The 18,164-nt window shown below is 42.5% G+C and carries 12 protein-coding genes; 1 reads left to right on the top strand and 11 read right to left on the bottom strand.

The window, feature by feature from the left end; genetic code table 11:
* Nucleotides 1–18 precede the first annotated feature (18 nt).
* The 7 genes from AC58QO_RS08690 to AC58QO_RS08660 all read right to left on the bottom strand — a co-directional run bounded on the left by AC58QO_RS08690 (nt 19) and on the right by AC58QO_RS08660 (nt 14,062).
* Nucleotides 19–819, bottom strand: a complete 801-nt coding sequence (locus AC58QO_RS08690) for a Cof-type HAD-IIB family hydrolase (RefSeq protein ID WP_497264893.1) — start codon at nt 817–819, stop codon at nt 19–21.
* Between the two features lie 110 nt (nt 820–929).
* On the bottom strand, nt 930–1,601 hold the full coding sequence (locus tag AC58QO_RS08685; RefSeq protein WP_497265449.1) for a PKD domain-containing protein: 672 nt from the start codon (nt 1,599–1,601) through the stop codon (nt 930–932).
* Nucleotides 1,602–1,739: 138 nt separating this feature from the next.
* Nucleotides 1,740–3,593, bottom strand: a complete 1,854-nt coding sequence (ltrA, locus tag AC58QO_RS08680; protein WP_497264892.1) for a group II intron reverse transcriptase/maturase — start codon at nt 3,591–3,593, stop codon at nt 1,740–1,742.
* A gap of 696 nt (nt 3,594–4,289) precedes the next feature.
* Nucleotides 4,290–10,223, bottom strand: a complete 5,934-nt coding sequence (locus AC58QO_RS08675; protein ID WP_497264891.1) for a hypothetical protein — start codon at nt 10,221–10,223, stop codon at nt 4,290–4,292.
* A gap of 34 nt (nt 10,224–10,257) precedes the next feature.
* Nucleotides 10,258–11,469: an S-layer homology domain-containing protein gene (locus tag AC58QO_RS08670; protein ID WP_497264890.1), complete on the bottom strand. Its 1,212-nt coding sequence runs from the start codon at nt 11,467–11,469 to the stop codon at nt 10,258–10,260.
* Nucleotides 11,470–11,702: 233 nt separating this feature from the next.
* Complete coding sequence (locus tag AC58QO_RS08665) at nt 11,703–12,455, bottom strand: pseudouridine synthase (RefSeq protein ID WP_497264889.1); 753 nt, start codon at nt 12,453–12,455, stop codon at nt 11,703–11,705.
* Between the two features lie 5 nt (nt 12,456–12,460).
* Nucleotides 12,461–14,062 carry an RsmB/NOP family class I SAM-dependent RNA methyltransferase gene (locus AC58QO_RS08660; protein WP_497264888.1) on the bottom strand — a complete coding sequence of 534 codons (1,602 nt, stop codon included), beginning with the start codon at nt 14,060–14,062 and terminating at the stop codon, nt 12,461–12,463.
* Between the two features lie 176 nt (nt 14,063–14,238).
* On the opposite strand from AC58QO_RS08660, the gene AC58QO_RS08655 reads away from it, so the two are divergent.
* Nucleotides 14,239–14,748, top strand: coding sequence for a thioredoxin family protein (locus AC58QO_RS08655; protein WP_497264887.1), 510 nt, complete (start codon nt 14,239–14,241; stop codon nt 14,746–14,748).
* 59 nt (nt 14,749–14,807) lie between these two features.
* Here the strand turns inward: AC58QO_RS08655 and AC58QO_RS08650 are convergent, their stop codons facing one another.
* The 4 genes from AC58QO_RS08650 to AC58QO_RS08635 form a co-directional block, all read right to left on the bottom strand.
* On the bottom strand, nt 14,808–15,230 hold the full coding sequence (locus tag AC58QO_RS08650; protein ID WP_497264886.1) for a DUF309 domain-containing protein: 423 nt from the start codon (nt 15,228–15,230) through the stop codon (nt 14,808–14,810).
* A 3-nt stretch (nt 15,231–15,233) separates the two neighbouring features.
* Nucleotides 15,234–16,031 carry a GTP diphosphokinase gene (yjbM, locus tag AC58QO_RS08645; RefSeq protein ID WP_497264885.1) on the bottom strand — a complete coding sequence of 266 codons (798 nt, stop codon included), beginning with the start codon at nt 16,029–16,031 and terminating at the stop codon, nt 15,234–15,236.
* A gap of 26 nt (nt 16,032–16,057) precedes the next feature.
* Nucleotides 16,058–17,155: a quinone-dependent dihydroorotate dehydrogenase gene (locus AC58QO_RS08640; protein WP_497264884.1), complete on the bottom strand. Its 1,098-nt coding sequence runs from the start codon at nt 17,153–17,155 to the stop codon at nt 16,058–16,060.
* A 156-nt stretch (nt 17,156–17,311) separates the two neighbouring features.
* Entirely contained in the window at nt 17,312–18,145 is an 834-nt protein-coding gene (locus AC58QO_RS08635; RefSeq protein WP_497264883.1) for a PRD domain-containing protein, read from the bottom strand.
* Between the last annotated feature and the right edge of the window lie 19 nt (nt 18,146–18,164).

Below are 18,164 nucleotides of genomic sequence, written 5' to 3'. Positions count from 1 at the left end.
ATTTTATCTGAATTTATTTTACAAACAGTACTTTCGTATGGCTTCATGTACGCCTTCATCATTATTAGAAGCAGTAACTGCATCTGCGGCTTCTTTTACATCGTTCGGTGAATTTTCAACTGCGATCCCCAGACCGGCAAATGCCATCATTTCTAGATCATTATAGTAATTCCCAATGGCTAGAATCTCTGGAGATTCTATCTCCAAAGTAGCAGCCAGCGCCTTCAAAGCATTCCCCTTATTGGCTACTGGGCTCATCACATCGATGAACAGATCACCGCTTCGAATCATTCGCAAATGTCCGTAAAGCTTCTGCTCCTCCCAGTCGCGCTGAACACGATCCAACACCTCGGGTTGTGCAAAAAGCGTAAATTTGACGATTGGCACGCCAAGCTCTGAGACGGAAGTCACGAGTTTAGGGCTGATGAGAAACTTCTCGTACATCATTTTCTCATATTCGCCTACACGTTCGATATACATATTAAACGCAGTACATACATCAAAGTGGATCCCTTCACGGCGAGCGTAGGCCAACATTGGCTCTATTTCAGATAACTCAAAAGCAAACTCGTTCACCAAAGACTGCCCACGCTCATCCGCATGAACGGTTACTGCGCCATTGTGTGTAATCATCGTCCCTTCTAAGCCCAATTGCTCAAGAATAGGCAGCGTACTTGCAGGCGCTCTCCCCGTACATAGCACAATATGACAGCCTTGATCATGAACCTCTTGAATGGTTTCAATCGTTTGATCCGTTAATTCGTGATCATCATTCAGAAGTGTTCCATCAACATCCAGTGCGATTAATCGATAGTTCAAGGTATTCTCTCTCCCTTGTTCGCTTTTTATCGATTAATTGTACCATAGGAGCACTTTTAGTTCATTGCTTTTACAAGAATAAGACAGTTATCAAAGATAAACGTTGCACGCTATTGCACTCTATGTACCCCAACTGATTGCTGGACATTCCCCATGATTTCGATGGGTATATCTTCTTTTTTAACAACGCCATTGCTGTATCGCATCTGAAAATGAATGATTTGTTCGCCTCGAGGTAGCCCCTCCGTGAGGGATAGAAATTGGTTGTCGAATAGCTCTCCACTAAACATAGTGAGATCATCTACTTGAGGTAATAACTTTTCGGAGACAAATAAGCTCTGACCATCTAAACCAATCGTATCTATCCAAGCTATCACCTCCTCTACTGGCGCTGGCGAGCTCTGACTCTTCACTATAAAAATTTCCCCCGAGTAAAATTGTTTAGGGATTGTCTGTGTTTGGTGTCCCTTCTGGTTATGTAATATCAACCACTGATCGGTGTAAGTCACATCAGAGCGTATAGTTAGAGGCAATGCGGTAATCGTTTTGATCACCGATGATGTAAGGATCCCATCGTTAACCGAGAGCGTCACTTTGTACTCGCCAGGTTTAAGGAATCTTTGAGTGAAATTGCGAGTTGTAAAAGCCTTCACAACCCCATCAGGCCCTTCGACAGTCCATGAATATGAAAGTGAATCCCCGTCTGGATCAATCGACATGTTTGCACTCTGGACCTCATCCCCTTCCCAGACCGGTTTTGGACCCCAATCGAAATCGGCAATTGGCGCTCGATTAATGTAATTGGAATAGGTAAGGATAAACCTCGGCTTTACGTTAGGATTTCCTTTTCCCCTCCGTCACACCGTACGTGCCATTTTCACGGCATACGGCGTTCCATCTAAGAAATGTTTATGTATAAATCAATTTTTTTCTCTTAATACCGAGATTTTCTTCCAAATTTTATTCTCTAAATTGGAATGATCTTTCTTGTCGTGAATCATCTGATGACAGGTTTTATGTGTACTTATCAAATTTGGGACTCTGTTAATAAGGTCTAGTGATAACTTAGGGTCAACATGATGTGTCTCTAAGTTATTCAGAATCTCTTCACCACAGACTTTACATTTCCCTTTATCTCTGTTAAACGCATATGCACGGTTTAGATAATATTCAAAATTATATATGCGTCGAGTCATGCCTCTAGAGATCAGCTCTGATAATTGATTAGTTAATAGTTCATCCGCTCGAATTCTCAGAGGTTTCTTTCCAGTTCGGCTAAGGTAGATTTGTCTGCCCAGATTAGAATATGGCGTTTCATCAGGGATTTTTTGGTGAATCTTCTTCCATTTACAAAACCCAATACATGTGATTCCTATTAGAGAATCTAAGTATGTAATGGTTGCTATGTGAGTTTTGTAATTCATATGGATTGAGTTAAGATTATTTACCTTATTGGCAGGTACCCACTGACCGTTGAACCTTTTCAACGCATTAATGCCTGCGTATCCAAGAACTCGGGAGTATTTACTAAGTACTATGTGTACCCAAGTTGCATTCTCGTAGTAATTAATAAGTCCACGTATCTTGCTATTAATGAGGTTAATATGATGAATGACTTCTTCAATTTTTGTGAATCTTCTTAACCTCTTTATTTCTTGATGGATGGTTATTATTTTACTTTTGAGTTTTTGTCTGTTGGGTACAGTCCTTGTTATAAAACCATTTTCATTTGATGCTTTAACAAGTTTGTATTCGTATCCTAGGAATTTGACGTAATCTCTCTTAACGTTAGTTATCAAAGTTTTTTCCTCTGATAGTTCCAGTTGGAGTTTGTCCTTAAGAAAGGTTGTGATGCTACGTTTCCATTCCTCAGCGTTTCTCTTGTTGTTAGTCACAATTACCCAGTCATCAGCGTAACGAATGAGATATGCAGGTCTAAGGTTAGTCGTCTTTAATGCCCTAACTCTTTGTCTCTTTCCTGCATATTTATATTCTGTTTGTTTTTGCTCCCATTGTTTGTTGATCCAATGATCGAAGGTATCTAGGTAGGCATTTGCTAAAATAGGGGAGATAATTCCACCTTGGGGTGTCCCAATGGGATTCTCGCTAATCTCATCCATTATGCCAGCTTTTAACATTCGTTTGATGATTATTAGTAGTCTTCGATCTTTCAATCCCATATGCCATAATTTTTTTAGTAGCACATTGTGATTTACCTTATCGAAGAACTTACTTATATCACCCTCAATGACCCAATGGTAGCCAGTATCCTTGACTAGGTTAGTTATCCTTTCCAAAGCCATCTTTGAGTCCCTCATTGGACGAAATCCAAAAGAATATTTGTAGAATTGAGCTTCTAAAATCGGCTCTATTGCAATTCTCACACATTCTTGAATAACTCTATCAGCGATTGTTGGAATCCCTAAAGGTCTTAACTCTTTTTTTCCTGGTTTAGGTATCCATACTCTTCTAACAGGTTTCGGGTTGTAGTTTTTCATCATTTCCTGTATTTGGCTGACTACTTCATCGTACCCTTTCTCAAGAAATGCTTCTCTGATGGTTTGTCTATCGCTTCCGGGGGTCTTGCTACCCTTGTTGGCTTTGATATTGTGAATTGCTGTTAGGATGACGGGCTCGGACGAGATAATTTCCATTAATCCCTTAAAGGAAGGTCTATTACCTTGCTCAAACTTCCCTTTGGAAATGGCATATGCTTCATCTTGCCATGTACGTAAATCTCTCTCGGTTTTTAGATAGTCAAATTTTTGTGCCAACAGACCACCCCCTTTCGGAATGGTGTTGGTTTTAGTCAGGTGTGCCTTCGGCTTCCTTGACAAATTGATTTATTAATAAATTTTCTTAGACTATGCCCCTTCGCCATGTGAACGGCTTTCCCGTTCTCCGACTACTACAGGCAGCTGCCCCACAGATTCAACAGGCATTTCCTCCATGTTTAGGACTATTGAGCACACTTGCTCTTTGCAATTCCTTCTGTGGTTCTGTTGTTCCTTGTATCTTAGCTTTACATATGACCTTAGCTGTCTTCTTTGACCCGACTACCATCCTTTTGCCCTTGATTGGGGGACGAAGGACTCTAATCCTTTATGGGACTAGTGAAGATATTCCATGGCTGAATAGTTTATCTTCGATAGCACTCCTTAGCGGAGCGACATTCTTCATTTGTTTCGAATGCCTCAAACTTTCGAGCCTTACATTCAAAGATTCGTCAGACTTCTTCTAGAAGTCATTCTCAGCATAGCCGTTTTATAGCCCCCCGATTACTTCCTTAACCACTTCACAGGTCCAGTTTTCACCGACTTCACCGAGCTTTATACACTAGAAAAAGTTGTTTGCTAATGCATATCGGAGGATTAGGGAATGTTAGCCAATCTTCTAACATAACAGGAACTTCCCCTGTTAAATCGATACAAAGTTAGGTCTTAATGACCCCCTGATTTTATTGCGTATTTCTACGCAGATTGTTCAGGAACAACACGCACCATCCATGTTTGAGGGGAATAGGCTGACCAAATGAATCCATCGAATGTGCGCACTCGTGCTCTTAACTTTTGTCCAGCAGGCAAATTTGTATTGACTTGCCAACTCCCCGTTGTCGAGGTCGTCCCTTGCCAGTATTGACCCGAGTCCAAAATCATGATGTTATTGGCTTCATTCGTGATCTGAATTTGAAAATACTGAAAAACTGTACTTGGATCGGGATCAGTTTGAGTCCATTGTAAGATTGGTTTCTGCGTATTAAATATAGTTGGTACAGCTTGAGTTCCAGTGGGGATCGTCATCGTGGCAACTGGTGGACGATTAGTAATCATCCAACCTATATTCGACCATGGAGACCAATCGGTTCCATCTGAAGCTCGTGATTGAACTTGGAATTTTTGTCCCTGAGCTAGTGCTTGAGATGTCATCCATTCTTGTACGGTTGCAGTAGTTCCTTGTGGTTTAATACCACTGTCAACAACGACATTTCCAGATTCATCTTTTATTACTACTTGGAATGCGGCAAAAGTTGTGCCTACATCTGGATCGGCTTGATTCCAAGTAATTGTTGGTTGCATTGTATTTACGTAACTAGGGCTTGCTTGCGTCCCATTCGGGAAAGTAAGCACGACAGCAGGCGGTAGGTTTGGCAATGGAATCGTAATATGGATCATTTGTTCCACCCAGTCGCTCCATGCCCCGTACTCGTCAGCCACAGCTGCTCTGACTGTGTATATGCCTGTTTCATTAGGTCGCGTGAGCTTTCCTAATCGGGTTACGCCACTTGGCGTTGTATAATTGTATCGATTATTGAATATACCTCGCGTATTTTTGTAATCCAATCCAGTAGCTTCCGTTGAATAATTCGTTGAGCTCAGCCACCTGTCTGGATCATATCCAGTCTCAACCCAATTAATCGTATGATCTGGATTTTCTGAGATTACAAACTGTGCAATGGGTACGCGATGCACAATGATTGAGTGTGTAGCAGGATCAGACATTTTCTGGTACATCGCAAAGACAGGAGATGGGTACTTAAATCCAGCAGGAGCAGGATCATCTGGTTCTTGGAAATCCACTTTAAATAGTCCCACTCTGGATAAACTTGGACTTGGCGTTTGAAGGGTAACTCCGTTATACGTGTTTGTTCCAATTGGATCCGAAACGCCATCGCCTGCATCTAAAAATTTATGAGGTGAAAGGTTCGTAAATGTCCATGTTGCCTTATCCGTGATAGCTGGATCATTTTCAAGATCTGTATAACTTGTGTTATACGTGATAGGCATATTTACAATCGCCTGATTAGCTACTGAAAGAGTATCACTTTCGTAAATCATTGCTTTAAAGTTCTTGAATGAAACATAGGGAACCTCGGTGTACGATCCATACTTGCCGGTGGCAAATTCATTATCATAGGCATCAATGAGTGGAACTCCATCCATATAGACCACAATATGATTACCGCGGATTCGCGTTTTGAGTTCATAATATTGACCAATCGTTTGATCTCTCAAAATCCTTTGCAAAACGGTCGGTATGCCGTTAACAATTTTGACAAGGCTAATCGTGGACGGTGTAAGTTCAGTTCTGTACATGTTTTTGTAATCTTTGATTCTGAACAATACGCCAGAACTTCCTTGGCTATATATGTTAGCGCTAAATCTGATCTGCTCGGAGATATCACCTTCAGCCATATTACCAGAGCTAATGAGTTGGCCGTAACTAGAGTTGCTAGATGTTAGATCTGGATCAGAAGAGATCGTTACTACTCGTGAGGAATTGGTTCCCCCATTAAGGTTCCTATATTCAACTTTCAATCTTCCATCCTCAGTTAAATGCATCGTACCTAAATAACTTTGAGATGATCCTCCACCATAATAATTGCTTACATCAACTGGATTACCTAGATGATCTTTGGTAGTAATAACACTCACAATAGGATTATGCGTGCGCATGTCATACACCAATACATGAGAAAAATAATTTGCAATCATTAACTTTCCGTCGTTAGAAACGATTGCTTTTGGCTTTGCGTATATGAGGGAGGTTGAAGAATACTCTGAATCACAATTACAGCTCTGCTGATACTCACTATAGACTTTGAAATTTTTGATTTGGCCGGCATCTTGGAAAACCCCCGTTTTCAAATCATAAAAGATCAGATTCCAGGAAGTACGAAAATCCATCGGTTCTAAACCTGTAACAGTTTGATGCACGTAAGCAATTGTATCTTCATAGGCTCCCAAGTAATAATCTATATTATTTTGTGCCGGGACAGCTTGGAGATAATTATCTATTGCCACAAATCTTTTAATGATTGTTCCCGTGTTATTATCAACTAAGAAATCAACCATCGATAAATCGTATATGCTACCGCTAGTGCTAGCAGATACGATTATTTTTGAGTTATCTTTGGAGATAGCACTAACTTTCCACATATAATCTGGATTGTTTACAGTATCACCGAAATCAACGTCCCATATCGCTTGTCGGCTTGTATTAAACTTAACCAATCTGCACGTGTACATCCATGATGGATCGCTGCAAACTTCCTTATAGGAATTACCTAACCGATCTCTATTATAAGGAGAGTCGATTTTTGTATAATTGCCATTGCCCATGACTGGAATTGAGATATTGTTTATTGGCGTTGACATTGTATACTGGCTAGGATAAGGAATTGAACTACTAGGCGGTGCAATGTATACGCCCTCACCATAGTTGTAAGTTCCAGCGCTATATTGCGTATTATTGTAATAAGGACTCGCTTTCCTCATACCAGCCCATGAATTATTAATAGGACCAGTGGCAGAGGCATTAATGATGTCGGTAAGGCGATATAGATAATCTCTAAAAGTAAACATGTTTGTTGTGCTCCTATAATAAGGATCCGCCCTAATAAGGAGTTGGTTTGTAGCAATGTTATAATCTACGGCTGGATATTCCGCATCAATTCTTGAAAAAGGATCCGAGGGTCTATCTTCGTTCAAAACAACGACGCCATACCCTGGCCAACTATGAGACATTGACCCACTTACGAGCCATTGGCGCTTACCTATTCTTTCCTTCTGAATATACCTAAAAGGTGCTAAATAGCCAGAATACTGATTACCGCAACTTGGGCAATCATTCGCATATTGAACAATGGATGATGTAACAATGTTGTTCGATGTAAGTCCCTTATATGGCTCCGTAGGACCACCACCCAAAGTCTCCAACGATCCGTCAGTAGAGTTAATACTATAATCCTTAAATCCATTCGCTGATGTTAACGATGATACACCCCAAGCTGTACCCATAAGATCCGCTGAATTAGGAGCATCGGTCACTATATTTGCTGGTTGTGGTTGAAGTCCGACAGCCGAGTAATCGACTTCTGGCATTACATTAACAATTTCAAATGGGAAATCTTTATTTGTCGACTTTTTTAGTCCGAGACCTTCTTTAATATGAATATTGACGTTACATTTTCCGACTCGTGTAGGATTAAGTACAAATTTCCCTTCGGCATCAAGCGTGACGATTGTATATGATTCGTCGCTAAGTGACCCGTTATTGTTTAGATCACAAACGTATTTTAACGAATGTTCAATTATTGGATCATTATCAGGAGAATAGGACTGATCCGTGAAATTCATCGGAACGCCTCTGATCGCGACATTGCTGTAGCTTAAACTAGCTATCGGGGCTAAGTCTTCAAGTACAGATAACACGGAAACTGCTGGCTCTAATGAAGATAATCCCCCACTATCCGTAACATCTAATTTAATATTGTAATTCCCTGCGCTCGGGTAAATTGGCAAATTAGTACCATACCAATTGTAATTAACAATGGATCGTTTTAATGGGCTATAACTTCTTGATCCATCAATGGCAGGCGTATACGGACGCCCTTCCACTACTTTAAGTGGCAGCGTAATAATTGGCACTGGATTCGGAGGCACAACACTCATGTTGGCCGAAGTTTCCGACTGATTACCGCATTTATCCGTTGCAGTGACCTTGACAGAATGATTGCCTAGTACGTTTGCATTGAAATGATAAGTCCATCCATCAGGTTCGTGATTCCATAAATCGTAATCGGTCGCTAGTTGTTTTACCCATGAACTTGAGCTGCCCGGGAAATCCCATGTAAGAAAGTAAGGATCTCCGTCGGGGTCATAGGGTTCGTCAAGATCTCCCGGATAAATGGCTGGCTTTTGAATTACTCGTAACCTAACACGATCATTTATGGCAAACATATTCTCAGGCGTAAACCCGTACGCATCGGGGCCATAAAACCAGCCCACATGTACTACTGGCGGGCTATTAGATGATGTACAAGATACAGGTGCAGTCACTTGAAATGTCTTCGGCCCTGCCGTGGCTTGTCCGCCACAGGTAGATGTCACTTTCAGTGTGACACTGACAGCAGATCCCGTAGACATCCAACCTGGGTCTGGCGGTAGTCCGCCAACATTGAATGAAAAAGCGCTGGTGGAAGAGTACACCTTTGAGTTTCCATTTTGCGAAACCGTATAGGCGACCTGTTGAACAGCACATCCATTGCCGCCACTAACGGATATTCCATCCGCTATAATACCGTTATATGACCCGAATTCAATTGTGGGTTTTTCAATTTTAAAATTGGCTGAAATTACTTCTGAGGGAGGGGGGATGGCGCAGGTTGATTGAGGTGTAACCAGTATGGACTTAGAGTTGTCAGAGGTGATTGTTTCTTCGGTTATTGTATCGATAATAATTGCGATTCCGTAAGGGGATGTTCCTGGGAATGATTTGGTGAAGGTTTCTGTCTTTTTCTCACCTGAGTGGATACCAGTGTAATTAAAGGTCTGAAAAGTCGCGCCATCAATCAAGACTTTTACATTGAATGAAGTTGTAACATCAGTACCACCTACATTTGTAAATGAAAAATGGAGATTTGTTGGTTTGTTTGCCTCAATACACCGACCGTCTTCATCAAGGACGATGTTGCCTAAGTTCGGAGGGCCAGTCGCGGTTTCATAAGTGATTTTAATGTGGTCTGGGTATTTGTAGGTTTTGGATTCAAGGTTTACTTTAAAAGCAGCATAATAAACCATCACTTTTGCACCAGGAAGTCCGAGCTGTTTAACATAATCACTAACATAATTTAAATCTTGCGTGTAGAATACTCTGTAATTATCAGATGTTATTCCTTCGGTTCTCACATAGTGAGTCTTTGTTTCAACCGTAACTCCCTCATCAACACCATCCGGTCCTTGAACTGAATCGGGTACTATTGAGGCAGTTGCAGTAATGTCTGATACATTGACAATTGATGATGAAACGATAGTACCACTAGAAGAGATCTTGTATGGCTTTTTTCTATCAGCTGTGAGGGATAACCTAGCACCCACACAATTTGGGCTCTTAGGCATTAAAGAACCATTTACATTTTCCGTATAATCTCTTCCTGAATAGTTTGCACAACCCTCTGCACCATCTTGATACCAGTCAAGCGTTTTACCTGTGCTGCCAGGTGAATAACGATACCATGCAAAATAGCCTTGAGCAGAATCATTATCTGGAGATTCAACTTTAACTGGTGTTCCAGTGAAATTAATACCTGCAGTACTCCAACTTGATAAGCCAACTGCTGAGTCTATTGTTTTTACTGGTAATCCGCCTAAAAAGAATGAGATTTCTTTAATTACTTTACCAGTAGGCGCAGAAACTGTAAAAGCATTCGTAATAGCTGTTTTCGAATCGCTATATACTGCCTGAAAGCCTACAGTAGAATTCGTAGAATAAGTCATGTCCCTATTTTCGTCAACTGCTTCAGCATTAGTGATTGGCCACGAAAAATTCAAATATTGTATAGGGGCAATTTGAAATATTAGTAAAAATAGCATTAGTAAACTTATACGTTTTTTTTGTAGGTGCATTAAGTTGCACCTCACTTTCTATTTAAAGGTGTGTTTATTTCTTGGGAATTAAACTATAAAAGATTGACTTCTTAAAGTTAGGTGAAGGTGGGATGGCAGGTGCACTTATCGATAACCCTGCATAAGTTTCGGTATCGGAATTAATTTTAGAAATGATTATTGCTGGCACATCCCCTAGTTTATTTATAAATAAATGAGAAGGGGAATTTAATACACCATCTATCCTGACTTGGGGATCTCCACTTTTAAACCCATATAGACTATATGATGGCTCTTTTTTTGTGTCTTTATAAATTGATGTGTCATTATTGAAATCTACATGACCTTTGAAATAGAGCACATAACTTTTCATATACCCATCGCTTACATTTCGACTTGTACTTACGTTCAACCCATTATGCCATTTTAATATGCTAATATCACCAAGTAGCCTTAGATTCGGATCGTTAGGATCTTCAAGGTCAATCGCAACTATCTGATCCATCGTTCCTTTGTAAAGTCCATCACCGGTTTCAAGTGTTAGATTTGCGGGATTCCATTTCTCAATCTGTTCTCCACCAAAAATATGGGGCATAACCGTGAAAATATTAGTGTGTTTAAGTGCTAACTCAGCATTTCCAACCGCGTATTTATCAACCTCAAGTGTCCCTCCCTGATTCACTTTGAGAATACGCTCAATTATAGTCACAGACTGAGCTCGTGTAGTCGAGTTTTCTGGTTCTAAGGCTCCTTTTGCCATACCTTGAATAAGTCCCTTTTTCGTTGCGTTATACATAACTGAATCATTATCCATTTGAATCGCTTTATTCTGAAGAGTTGCATCAGTGGCGCGGAGTGAAATACGAGACATTTCTAAACGAGAAATCAGTTCATTTACTTTATCTAAAGAAAAATCCGATTCTCTAAGAATACCTTTGTTTATCGCTGCAGCTACATAGGGAGAAGACCATTCCGATCCTGATGTAACACTTTTTACTGGCTCTTTTATCGCGGTTACGACCATTTTGATAAATTCAGCGCGAGAAACATTATTTTCTGGCTTAAATGTGGAGTCCTCATATCCATCGACATATCCTTTTTTCACGGCACCTTCTATTGAAGTCTTAGCCCAGTGATCAGAAACGTCGTTTAATTTAATCGCTGTAACCGTGCTCGGAGTTGGTAAAAGTGAATCAGCGGCTGAGGTTGTGGATTGGCAAGCGGTGAATAAAAATACAGTTGAAAGTAGAATTAATGTTTTTTTCAAAATAAATCTCTCCTTAATAAATATTCGTAAAATCTCTTAATAGTTGCCCGAAAATACCAAAATCCAATTATTGGTAGTATCTCATTTCACATTTGTAAATGTCTACCTATTTTCACTATAAACAGCAAAAACCACCCAAACATCGCTCAAAAAGAGCAATACCTAGGCGGTTCTTCCGCTCAAATCTATAAACTTATTATAAAAATACCATATTCTAGTATTTTTGCATATCCTTATTTTTGAGATTCATGAGCACTACGTAAAGATTGTAGTTCATCCGCACTCAATTCTCTCACTTGACCCAATGCCAAATCAGGATCCAACGCCAATGGGCCCATTGAAATTCTTTTTAGAAAGACAACTTGCTTGCCAACAGCTTGAAACATTCGTTTCACTTGGTGGAACTTGCCTTCCATAATGGTTAATTCAATCTCGGAAGGGATTCCCGCAGCTTCATTTCCTGTCTTTAAAATCTTCAATTCACCCGGCAACGTCTCGTAGCCATCATCCAAGGTCACACCTTGGCTAAATGCTTCGCGATCCGCCTCGGAAACTTCCCACTCGACTTTGGCGAAGTAGGTTTTGGGGACGTGCTTCCGCGGAGAGAGCAGGTTATGAGCTAGTTTACCGTCATTGGTTAGCAAAAGAAAGCCCTCTGTGTCCTTATCCAATCGGCCCACAGGGAACACTTCGAACGGTGCGTAAGCCTCGTCCAAAAGATCAACAACCGTGCGGTCACGATTATCTTCGGTTGCCGAAACAACCCCCTGCGGTTTGTTCATCATGAGATAAACAAACTCACGGTAAGTGACGACTTCACCGTTCACTGTAATGTTGTCAGACTGCGGGTTCACTTGCATACCGCTGTCTTTTACTTTTACGCCGTTTACATAGATGGCGCCTTCTTTGGCGAGGCGCTTAAGTTCAGAACGCGTGCCAACACCCACATGGGCGAGTATTTTATCGAGTCGTTGTGTTTGTTTCATGACCGTTAGGTCCACCTCCAACCTGGCGGGTATTCGTTCTTCAGCATCCCGTCGAGCCACTTGCCCCAGCCGACGGGATGGTCGTCAATGCAGACCAGGCAGTAGCCTTTGGCTGCCTTGGTCTCTCCCGGATCGCGGAGTATCTCGCTCTCCGCGACTTCGAGCGTCTCGCCCTTCAGGTACCGAAGGGATCGCTCGTCGCTCGAAGCCAAGCTCAGCGCTCGCTTGGCCTCGCGCAAACGCAGTCCCATGGCTAGCGCATGGGACGGTTCAAATCGGCCGCGGTGCAGCGCGCCGATGTACCAGCCCGGCCGCACGACTTTCAGTCCGTGCAGCTCGGGCAAGCCCGCCGGCGACGCATACGCGTGCTCGCCGTAACAGACCAGCCGCCTCAGGGCGAAAGGCTCGCTGCGCAGCAGCTCACCGGAGAACGCCTCCAGCGGCTCCAAGCTCACCCCCGTGCTGGGCGGTGCCTCAGCACGGCCCTTCCCGCGTAGCGCCGGACGGCCGCTACGCTTCCCCGCTACCGCCACAAAGTCGGCAGCCCCCGCACTTGCACTTGCACTTGCACTTGCTCTCGCACTTGCACTTGCACTTGCTCTCGCACTCGCACTTGCACTCGCACTTGCACTCGCACTTGAACTCGCCCCCGCACTCGCACTTCCCCCAACCAACCCCAAAACCGCCAAAAAATGCCCCTCACCACGCAATTTATGCGGCCATAACCTCGCCGTCCCCGCCACCGCAGCCTTTGACCCTGAACTGTACGCATCCTCCACACACCACGGTTCTCTCAACCAATCCGGCCGCCCGCTGCTAAATCCTTCAATCGGCACGACTTCAAAACCAGGCTGCTTGTCCAAAAACTCCGCAATCTGCGCCTCATTCTCCTCCGGCGAGAATGTACACGTCGAGTACACGATTCTTCCACCAGGCGCCAGCATAACAGCCGCTTGTCCCAATAATTCCCGCTGCATTTCAGCAAATTCCTGAACAGAATGACGCTCCCACTGTCCCATCATTTCTTCTTCCTTGCGGAACATCCCTTCACCTGAGCAAGGCGCGTCAATTAATATTTTATCAAAATATCCTTCAAAAATGTTCAGCATCCGCTCTGGCTTCTCATTCAAAACAACGGCATTTCTTACGCCGAGCAGCTCGAGATTTTTAACCAAAGCTTTGACCCGATCGGAATGGATATCGTTCACTACGAGCACACCTTCGCCTTGCAGCTTAGCGGCAATTTGCGTCGATTTCCCCCCAGGTGCTGCGCATAAATCCAGAACTCGCTCCCCAGGTTTTACCTCAAGCAACTCCACGGGTGCCATCGCACTCGGCTCTTGGATGTAATAAAGCCCGGCATGGTAATACGGATGTTTGCCCGGTCGCTCACCTTCTTGATAATAAAAACCCTCAGGCACCCAGGGTACAGCCGTCAAACGAAATGGACTTTTCTCCAAAAAATCCTCTCGCTCCACCTTCCCCGTATTTACCCGTAATCCGAATACTCGTGGTTCATCATAGGAAGCAAGAAATTGCTCAAATTCCTCTTCACCCAGTAAATCAATCATTTTCTCCCTAAAAAGGGGAGGTAGCTGCTTCGCCATTCGACATCTTCGCTTTCTATATATAATCCCTTTATGATCAGACGGTTAGAAATTCAATTTAACGGTATTATAGCTGAGTTGTCACGAAACAGCCAATTTTTTTACGAAATCCTACAGGATATGCTATACTTTTTATAGAAGATAGTAGAAAGTAGACATAATAAAGAGGTGCATGCATGAAGAAGCTGCTTATTTATTTAAGCATAGTTGTTATTTTATTCGGTGGGTTATACTTCGTTAATCAGCAATCTACTAAATCTGCGGATAAAGCGAATGCAGGTAATCCTTATGGTGTTGCCGCATCTAAGTTAAATCCAGAGACTGTGAAGCAGTTAAGCGATCCGAACTATCAGAACTTAATTTTACCTGCAGCTTTGGATGAAAGATTGAAGAACAAAGAATCATTCTTCCAATACTATTATGCATCGACTTGCCCTCATTGCAAAGTAACGACACCTGTATTAGTTCCTCTGCAGAAAGAGCTTGGCATCGACGTAAAGCAGTTTAATTTGGAAGAGTTCAAGGATGGCTGGAATAAGTACAAGATTGAATCCACACCTACAATTGTTTATTACAAAAATGGTGTAGAAGTAGATCGCATTGTTGGCGGAGTTCCAGAAGCTGGATCTACAGCCGGCAATACTCCTGAAGTTTTCAAAGCCTTTTTCCAAAAGTATAAAGGTTAATGTAGTTAATTAATACAACCCACAAAAGGACTTCTTCACCACTTGGTGAGAAGTCCTTTTTACTCATCATGTCCTTCACTAGACGGTGGATCCAGCCTCAGCTCATCCAGAAGATCCATAAGTTCTTGATCAAGAATCGTGATGTCCAAATCATAAGGCTGAAACGGCTCATCTTTCAATCTCAAAAGCTTCTCCAAATATACCTGACTGTCCTTCACCAAGAGTCCAAGATCAATACCTAACACATGGTCAGGATAGGGAGCAAGCTTATCTAATCCCGCGCTAAACAATTTGATTGAACCGCTCGCATTGCCATTCGAATGATGATAAAGGCCTACTGCAATTTGCAGCAGACCTTGATATAGCGGATTTCGACCTTCTTCCAGCCAAAGCTCCTCCATGACCTCATGACATTCGAAATAATCTCGCTGATCGTTAAAATAGTACAGAAAAGCGACATACAATCGGTCATATCCGCTCATAGATTAGCTATTATCTCCTTTTTTGGCCCTTGCAATGGCAGCTTCAATATCGGCAGATAAATCGCTGAGCCCTTCTTCCGTCTCCCAAATCTCGTTGAACCGCAATTGAAATTGGGCGGCTTCTCGTACGCGATGATAGAAATATAATTCTTGTATATTGTTCAGAACACGGTTGATGAGATTTGAATTATCTTCAAACATCCGTTGAGAGGCCATAATTTCGCCTCGGATACTAGACATTTCCTGATCCAATAAATAAGCCGCTTCTGCTGCTTTGCTCAATCGAGCCCGAACCTCAACAGGTAATTGCTCTTTATATTTATAATTCAAAGAATGCTCAATCGTCGCCCAGAAATTCATAGCCAGCGTCCGGATCTGCACTTCTGCTAGAATTTTCTTCATGCCTAGTGCGGTTTGAACAGGATATTCAATAATAATATGAAAGCTTCGATAGCCGCTTGGCTTTTTATTCGTAATATAATCCTTTTCGTAGACAACACTCATATCTTGTCTGCTGCGGATAAGTTCAGCAAGTGTTTCGGTATCTTCTACGAATTGGCACATAATACGGATGCCCGCGATATCTTCAATGCCTGATTCTAATTGGTCCATAGGTACGCTCAAACGCTTCGCTTTCTCCAGCACGCTTGATATTTTCTTGACACGTCCCGTTACAAATTCAATCGGTGCGTACTCTTCACGACTTTTGAGCTCGCCACGTAATGTCTTGAACTTTACTTTCAACTCTTCCACTGCCTGCTCGTAAGGCAGTAGAAATTTCTTCCAGTCTCGTCCATCCATCCATGTATCCTCCATCCTGAATGAAGTTAGTGCGAATCTACCCCTATTGCCTGGGAAATATGTGTGAAGCCATCTTTCTTCAGCAGCTCTTGTAGCCCTTTATTTATGTGGCCTAACAGACCCGGTCCCTCGTAAATTAATGCCGTATACACCTCAACAAGGCTAGCTCCGGCACGGATTTTGTCATACGCGTCCTGCGCAGTAAAAATCCCTCCAGCTCCAATAATCGGCAGCTTGCCTTCGGTCAATTGATACACACGTCGAATGACATCTGTTGAGCGCTGTGTTAATGGCAATCCACTCAGACCACCCGCTTGCTCGCGATTGGCGTGACGTAGGCCTTCTCTGCTCAATGTGGTATTCGTTGCGATGATTCCTGAAATTCCGCTTTCCTTAATAATCTGCACGGTAAGAACAAGCTCATCGTCCGAAAGATCTGGCGCTATTTTGACAAGCACCGGTTTCGCGGCACCGCCATGCTTCTTGTGCTGAACTTGCATTTCATCTCGCACGGTAGATAACAAGCGCTTCAAATCATCACCATGTTGTAAATTACGCAAATCAGGTGTGTTTGGTGAGCTTATGTTAACAACAAAGAAATCACCATATGTATATAACGCTCCAATACAAGCCCGATAATCTTCCTCGGCCTGCTCGTTTGGCGTTGATTTATTTTTACCAATGTTTACGGCTACTGGAATCGCACGTTTACCTGTTTTCTCAAGGTTGTGTGCCATCTCAGCTGTCCCTACATTATTGAAACCCATGCGGTTAATAAGCGCTTTGTCCTCAGGAAGACGGAACAAACGAGGCAACTCATTACCTGGTTGCGGTTTAGGCGTAATCGTACCCACTTCCATAAAACCAAAACCTAATTGTGTAAATCCTTTTACGGCTTTCGCATTCTTATCAAGCCCTGCAGCAAGGCCAACTGGATTACCAAAGTGTAATCCCCATATTTTCTGTGTTAATTCCGGTGAATCCGGAACCCCATACATGGATTTAAGTAATTGCTTTCCACCTGGTAAATTACCTACAACACTCAGGCCGTCAATCGTCAAATGATGCGCCTTTTCCGGATCCATTCGGAACAAAACGGGCTTGGCTAACTTCTTATACAGCATGTCCTATGCACTCCGTTCTCTAAGTACTCTAACAGTCAGTTTAGCTGACAATGTAGAAATATGCAATCCACTCGAGGTCTCTAACCTCGTATTCACACAAAAAATCCCTGCTCCACAAAGGTTGCAAGGGAATGCTTCAATCTTATTTATTTCTGCCTATACTTCGGTACGCTGCAGCAAACGCTCCAAATGCATCGTTAAGTATCCCGTCTCATCGTCAGGCACTTCCAATTGCAGTGCATCACTTAACATTAACGATAGAACCTTTGCCTTCACATACGTATCGCCATATTCTTCTTTAATTTTGGAAAGGAGTGAGTTTTGAAGTGTTTTCTTTTGCTTAACCCGTTCAATTACGCCTTTTAAATGACTGATAAAACGCAGCGTTGAGAATGAATCATCGAAGTTAAAACCCAACTCCTTCGCTGACTCAATCGTTTGAGAAACCACTCTCACTACCGCAAGGGAATCCGATGCTTGCTCTTTCTTACGCGCACTGTTGAAATGCATGGTCAAGAAAGCAACTTCATCTTCAGGTAATTTCACATCCAGATGCTCATTTAGGAATTCAACAGCTTTTTTCGCGACTTTATATTCTTCGGGATACATGTAACCAATTTCATAGGCAAATGGGTTCGTAATGAAAATCCCGCGTTTCTGCCGCTCGACAGCAAAGTTAATATGATCAACGAGCGATGCATGGATCGTTTCCGAGAAGTCCCCCTCCAGCATGCTTTGCGCGTATGCAATAACTTCCTCAGTGATTCCGATAATTTTCACATCAACGGCATTGAGAATTTGTTCATAGTTTTTCAAAACTTCGGATGTATGTAACAGGAACTCTTGTGTAATTTCACCTTCATTAATCATCATGCCCGGTGTTTTCTTGAATCCGATTCCCTTACCGAATGCGATGGAATTTTTCCCTGAGCTCAAATGCGCCATCACGACGTTATGGGATAGAACATGTATGATCGTCCGATCAATCATAAGACACCTCCGCGTTCTT

This window comes from Paenibacillus sp. J31R30, from assembly GCF_059692115.1.
This window is presented reverse-complemented; position numbering and strand designations above follow the sequence as displayed.

Excerpts from the sequence above, each read along its gene's own strand:
- AC58QO_RS08675 (WP_497264891.1), bottom strand. The coding sequence starts at position 10,223 with ATGCACCTACAAAAAAAACGTATAAGTTTACTAATGCTATTTTTACTA.
- AC58QO_RS08665 (WP_497264889.1), bottom strand. The coding sequence starts at position 12,455 with ATGAAACAAACACAACGACTCGATAAAATACTCGCCCATGTGGGTGTT.
- AC58QO_RS08660 (WP_497264888.1), bottom strand. The coding sequence starts at position 14,062 with ATGGCGAAGCAGCTACCTCCCCTTTTTAGGGAGAAAATGATTGATTTA.
- AC58QO_RS08655 (WP_497264887.1), top strand. The coding sequence starts at position 14,239 with ATGAAGAAGCTGCTTATTTATTTAAGCATAGTTGTTATTTTATTCGGT.
- AC58QO_RS08650 (WP_497264886.1), bottom strand. The coding sequence starts at position 15,230 with ATGAGCGGATATGACCGATTGTATGTCGCTTTTCTGTACTATTTTAAC.
- yjbM (WP_497264885.1), bottom strand. The coding sequence starts at position 16,031 with ATGGATGGACGAGACTGGAAGAAATTTCTACTGCCTTACGAGCAGGCA.
- AC58QO_RS08640 (WP_497264884.1), bottom strand. The coding sequence starts at position 17,155 with ATGCTGTATAAGAAGTTAGCCAAGCCCGTTTTGTTCCGAATGGATCCG.
- AC58QO_RS08635 (WP_497264883.1), bottom strand. The coding sequence starts at position 18,145 with ATGATTGATCGGACGATCATACATGTTCTATCCCATAACGTCGTGATG.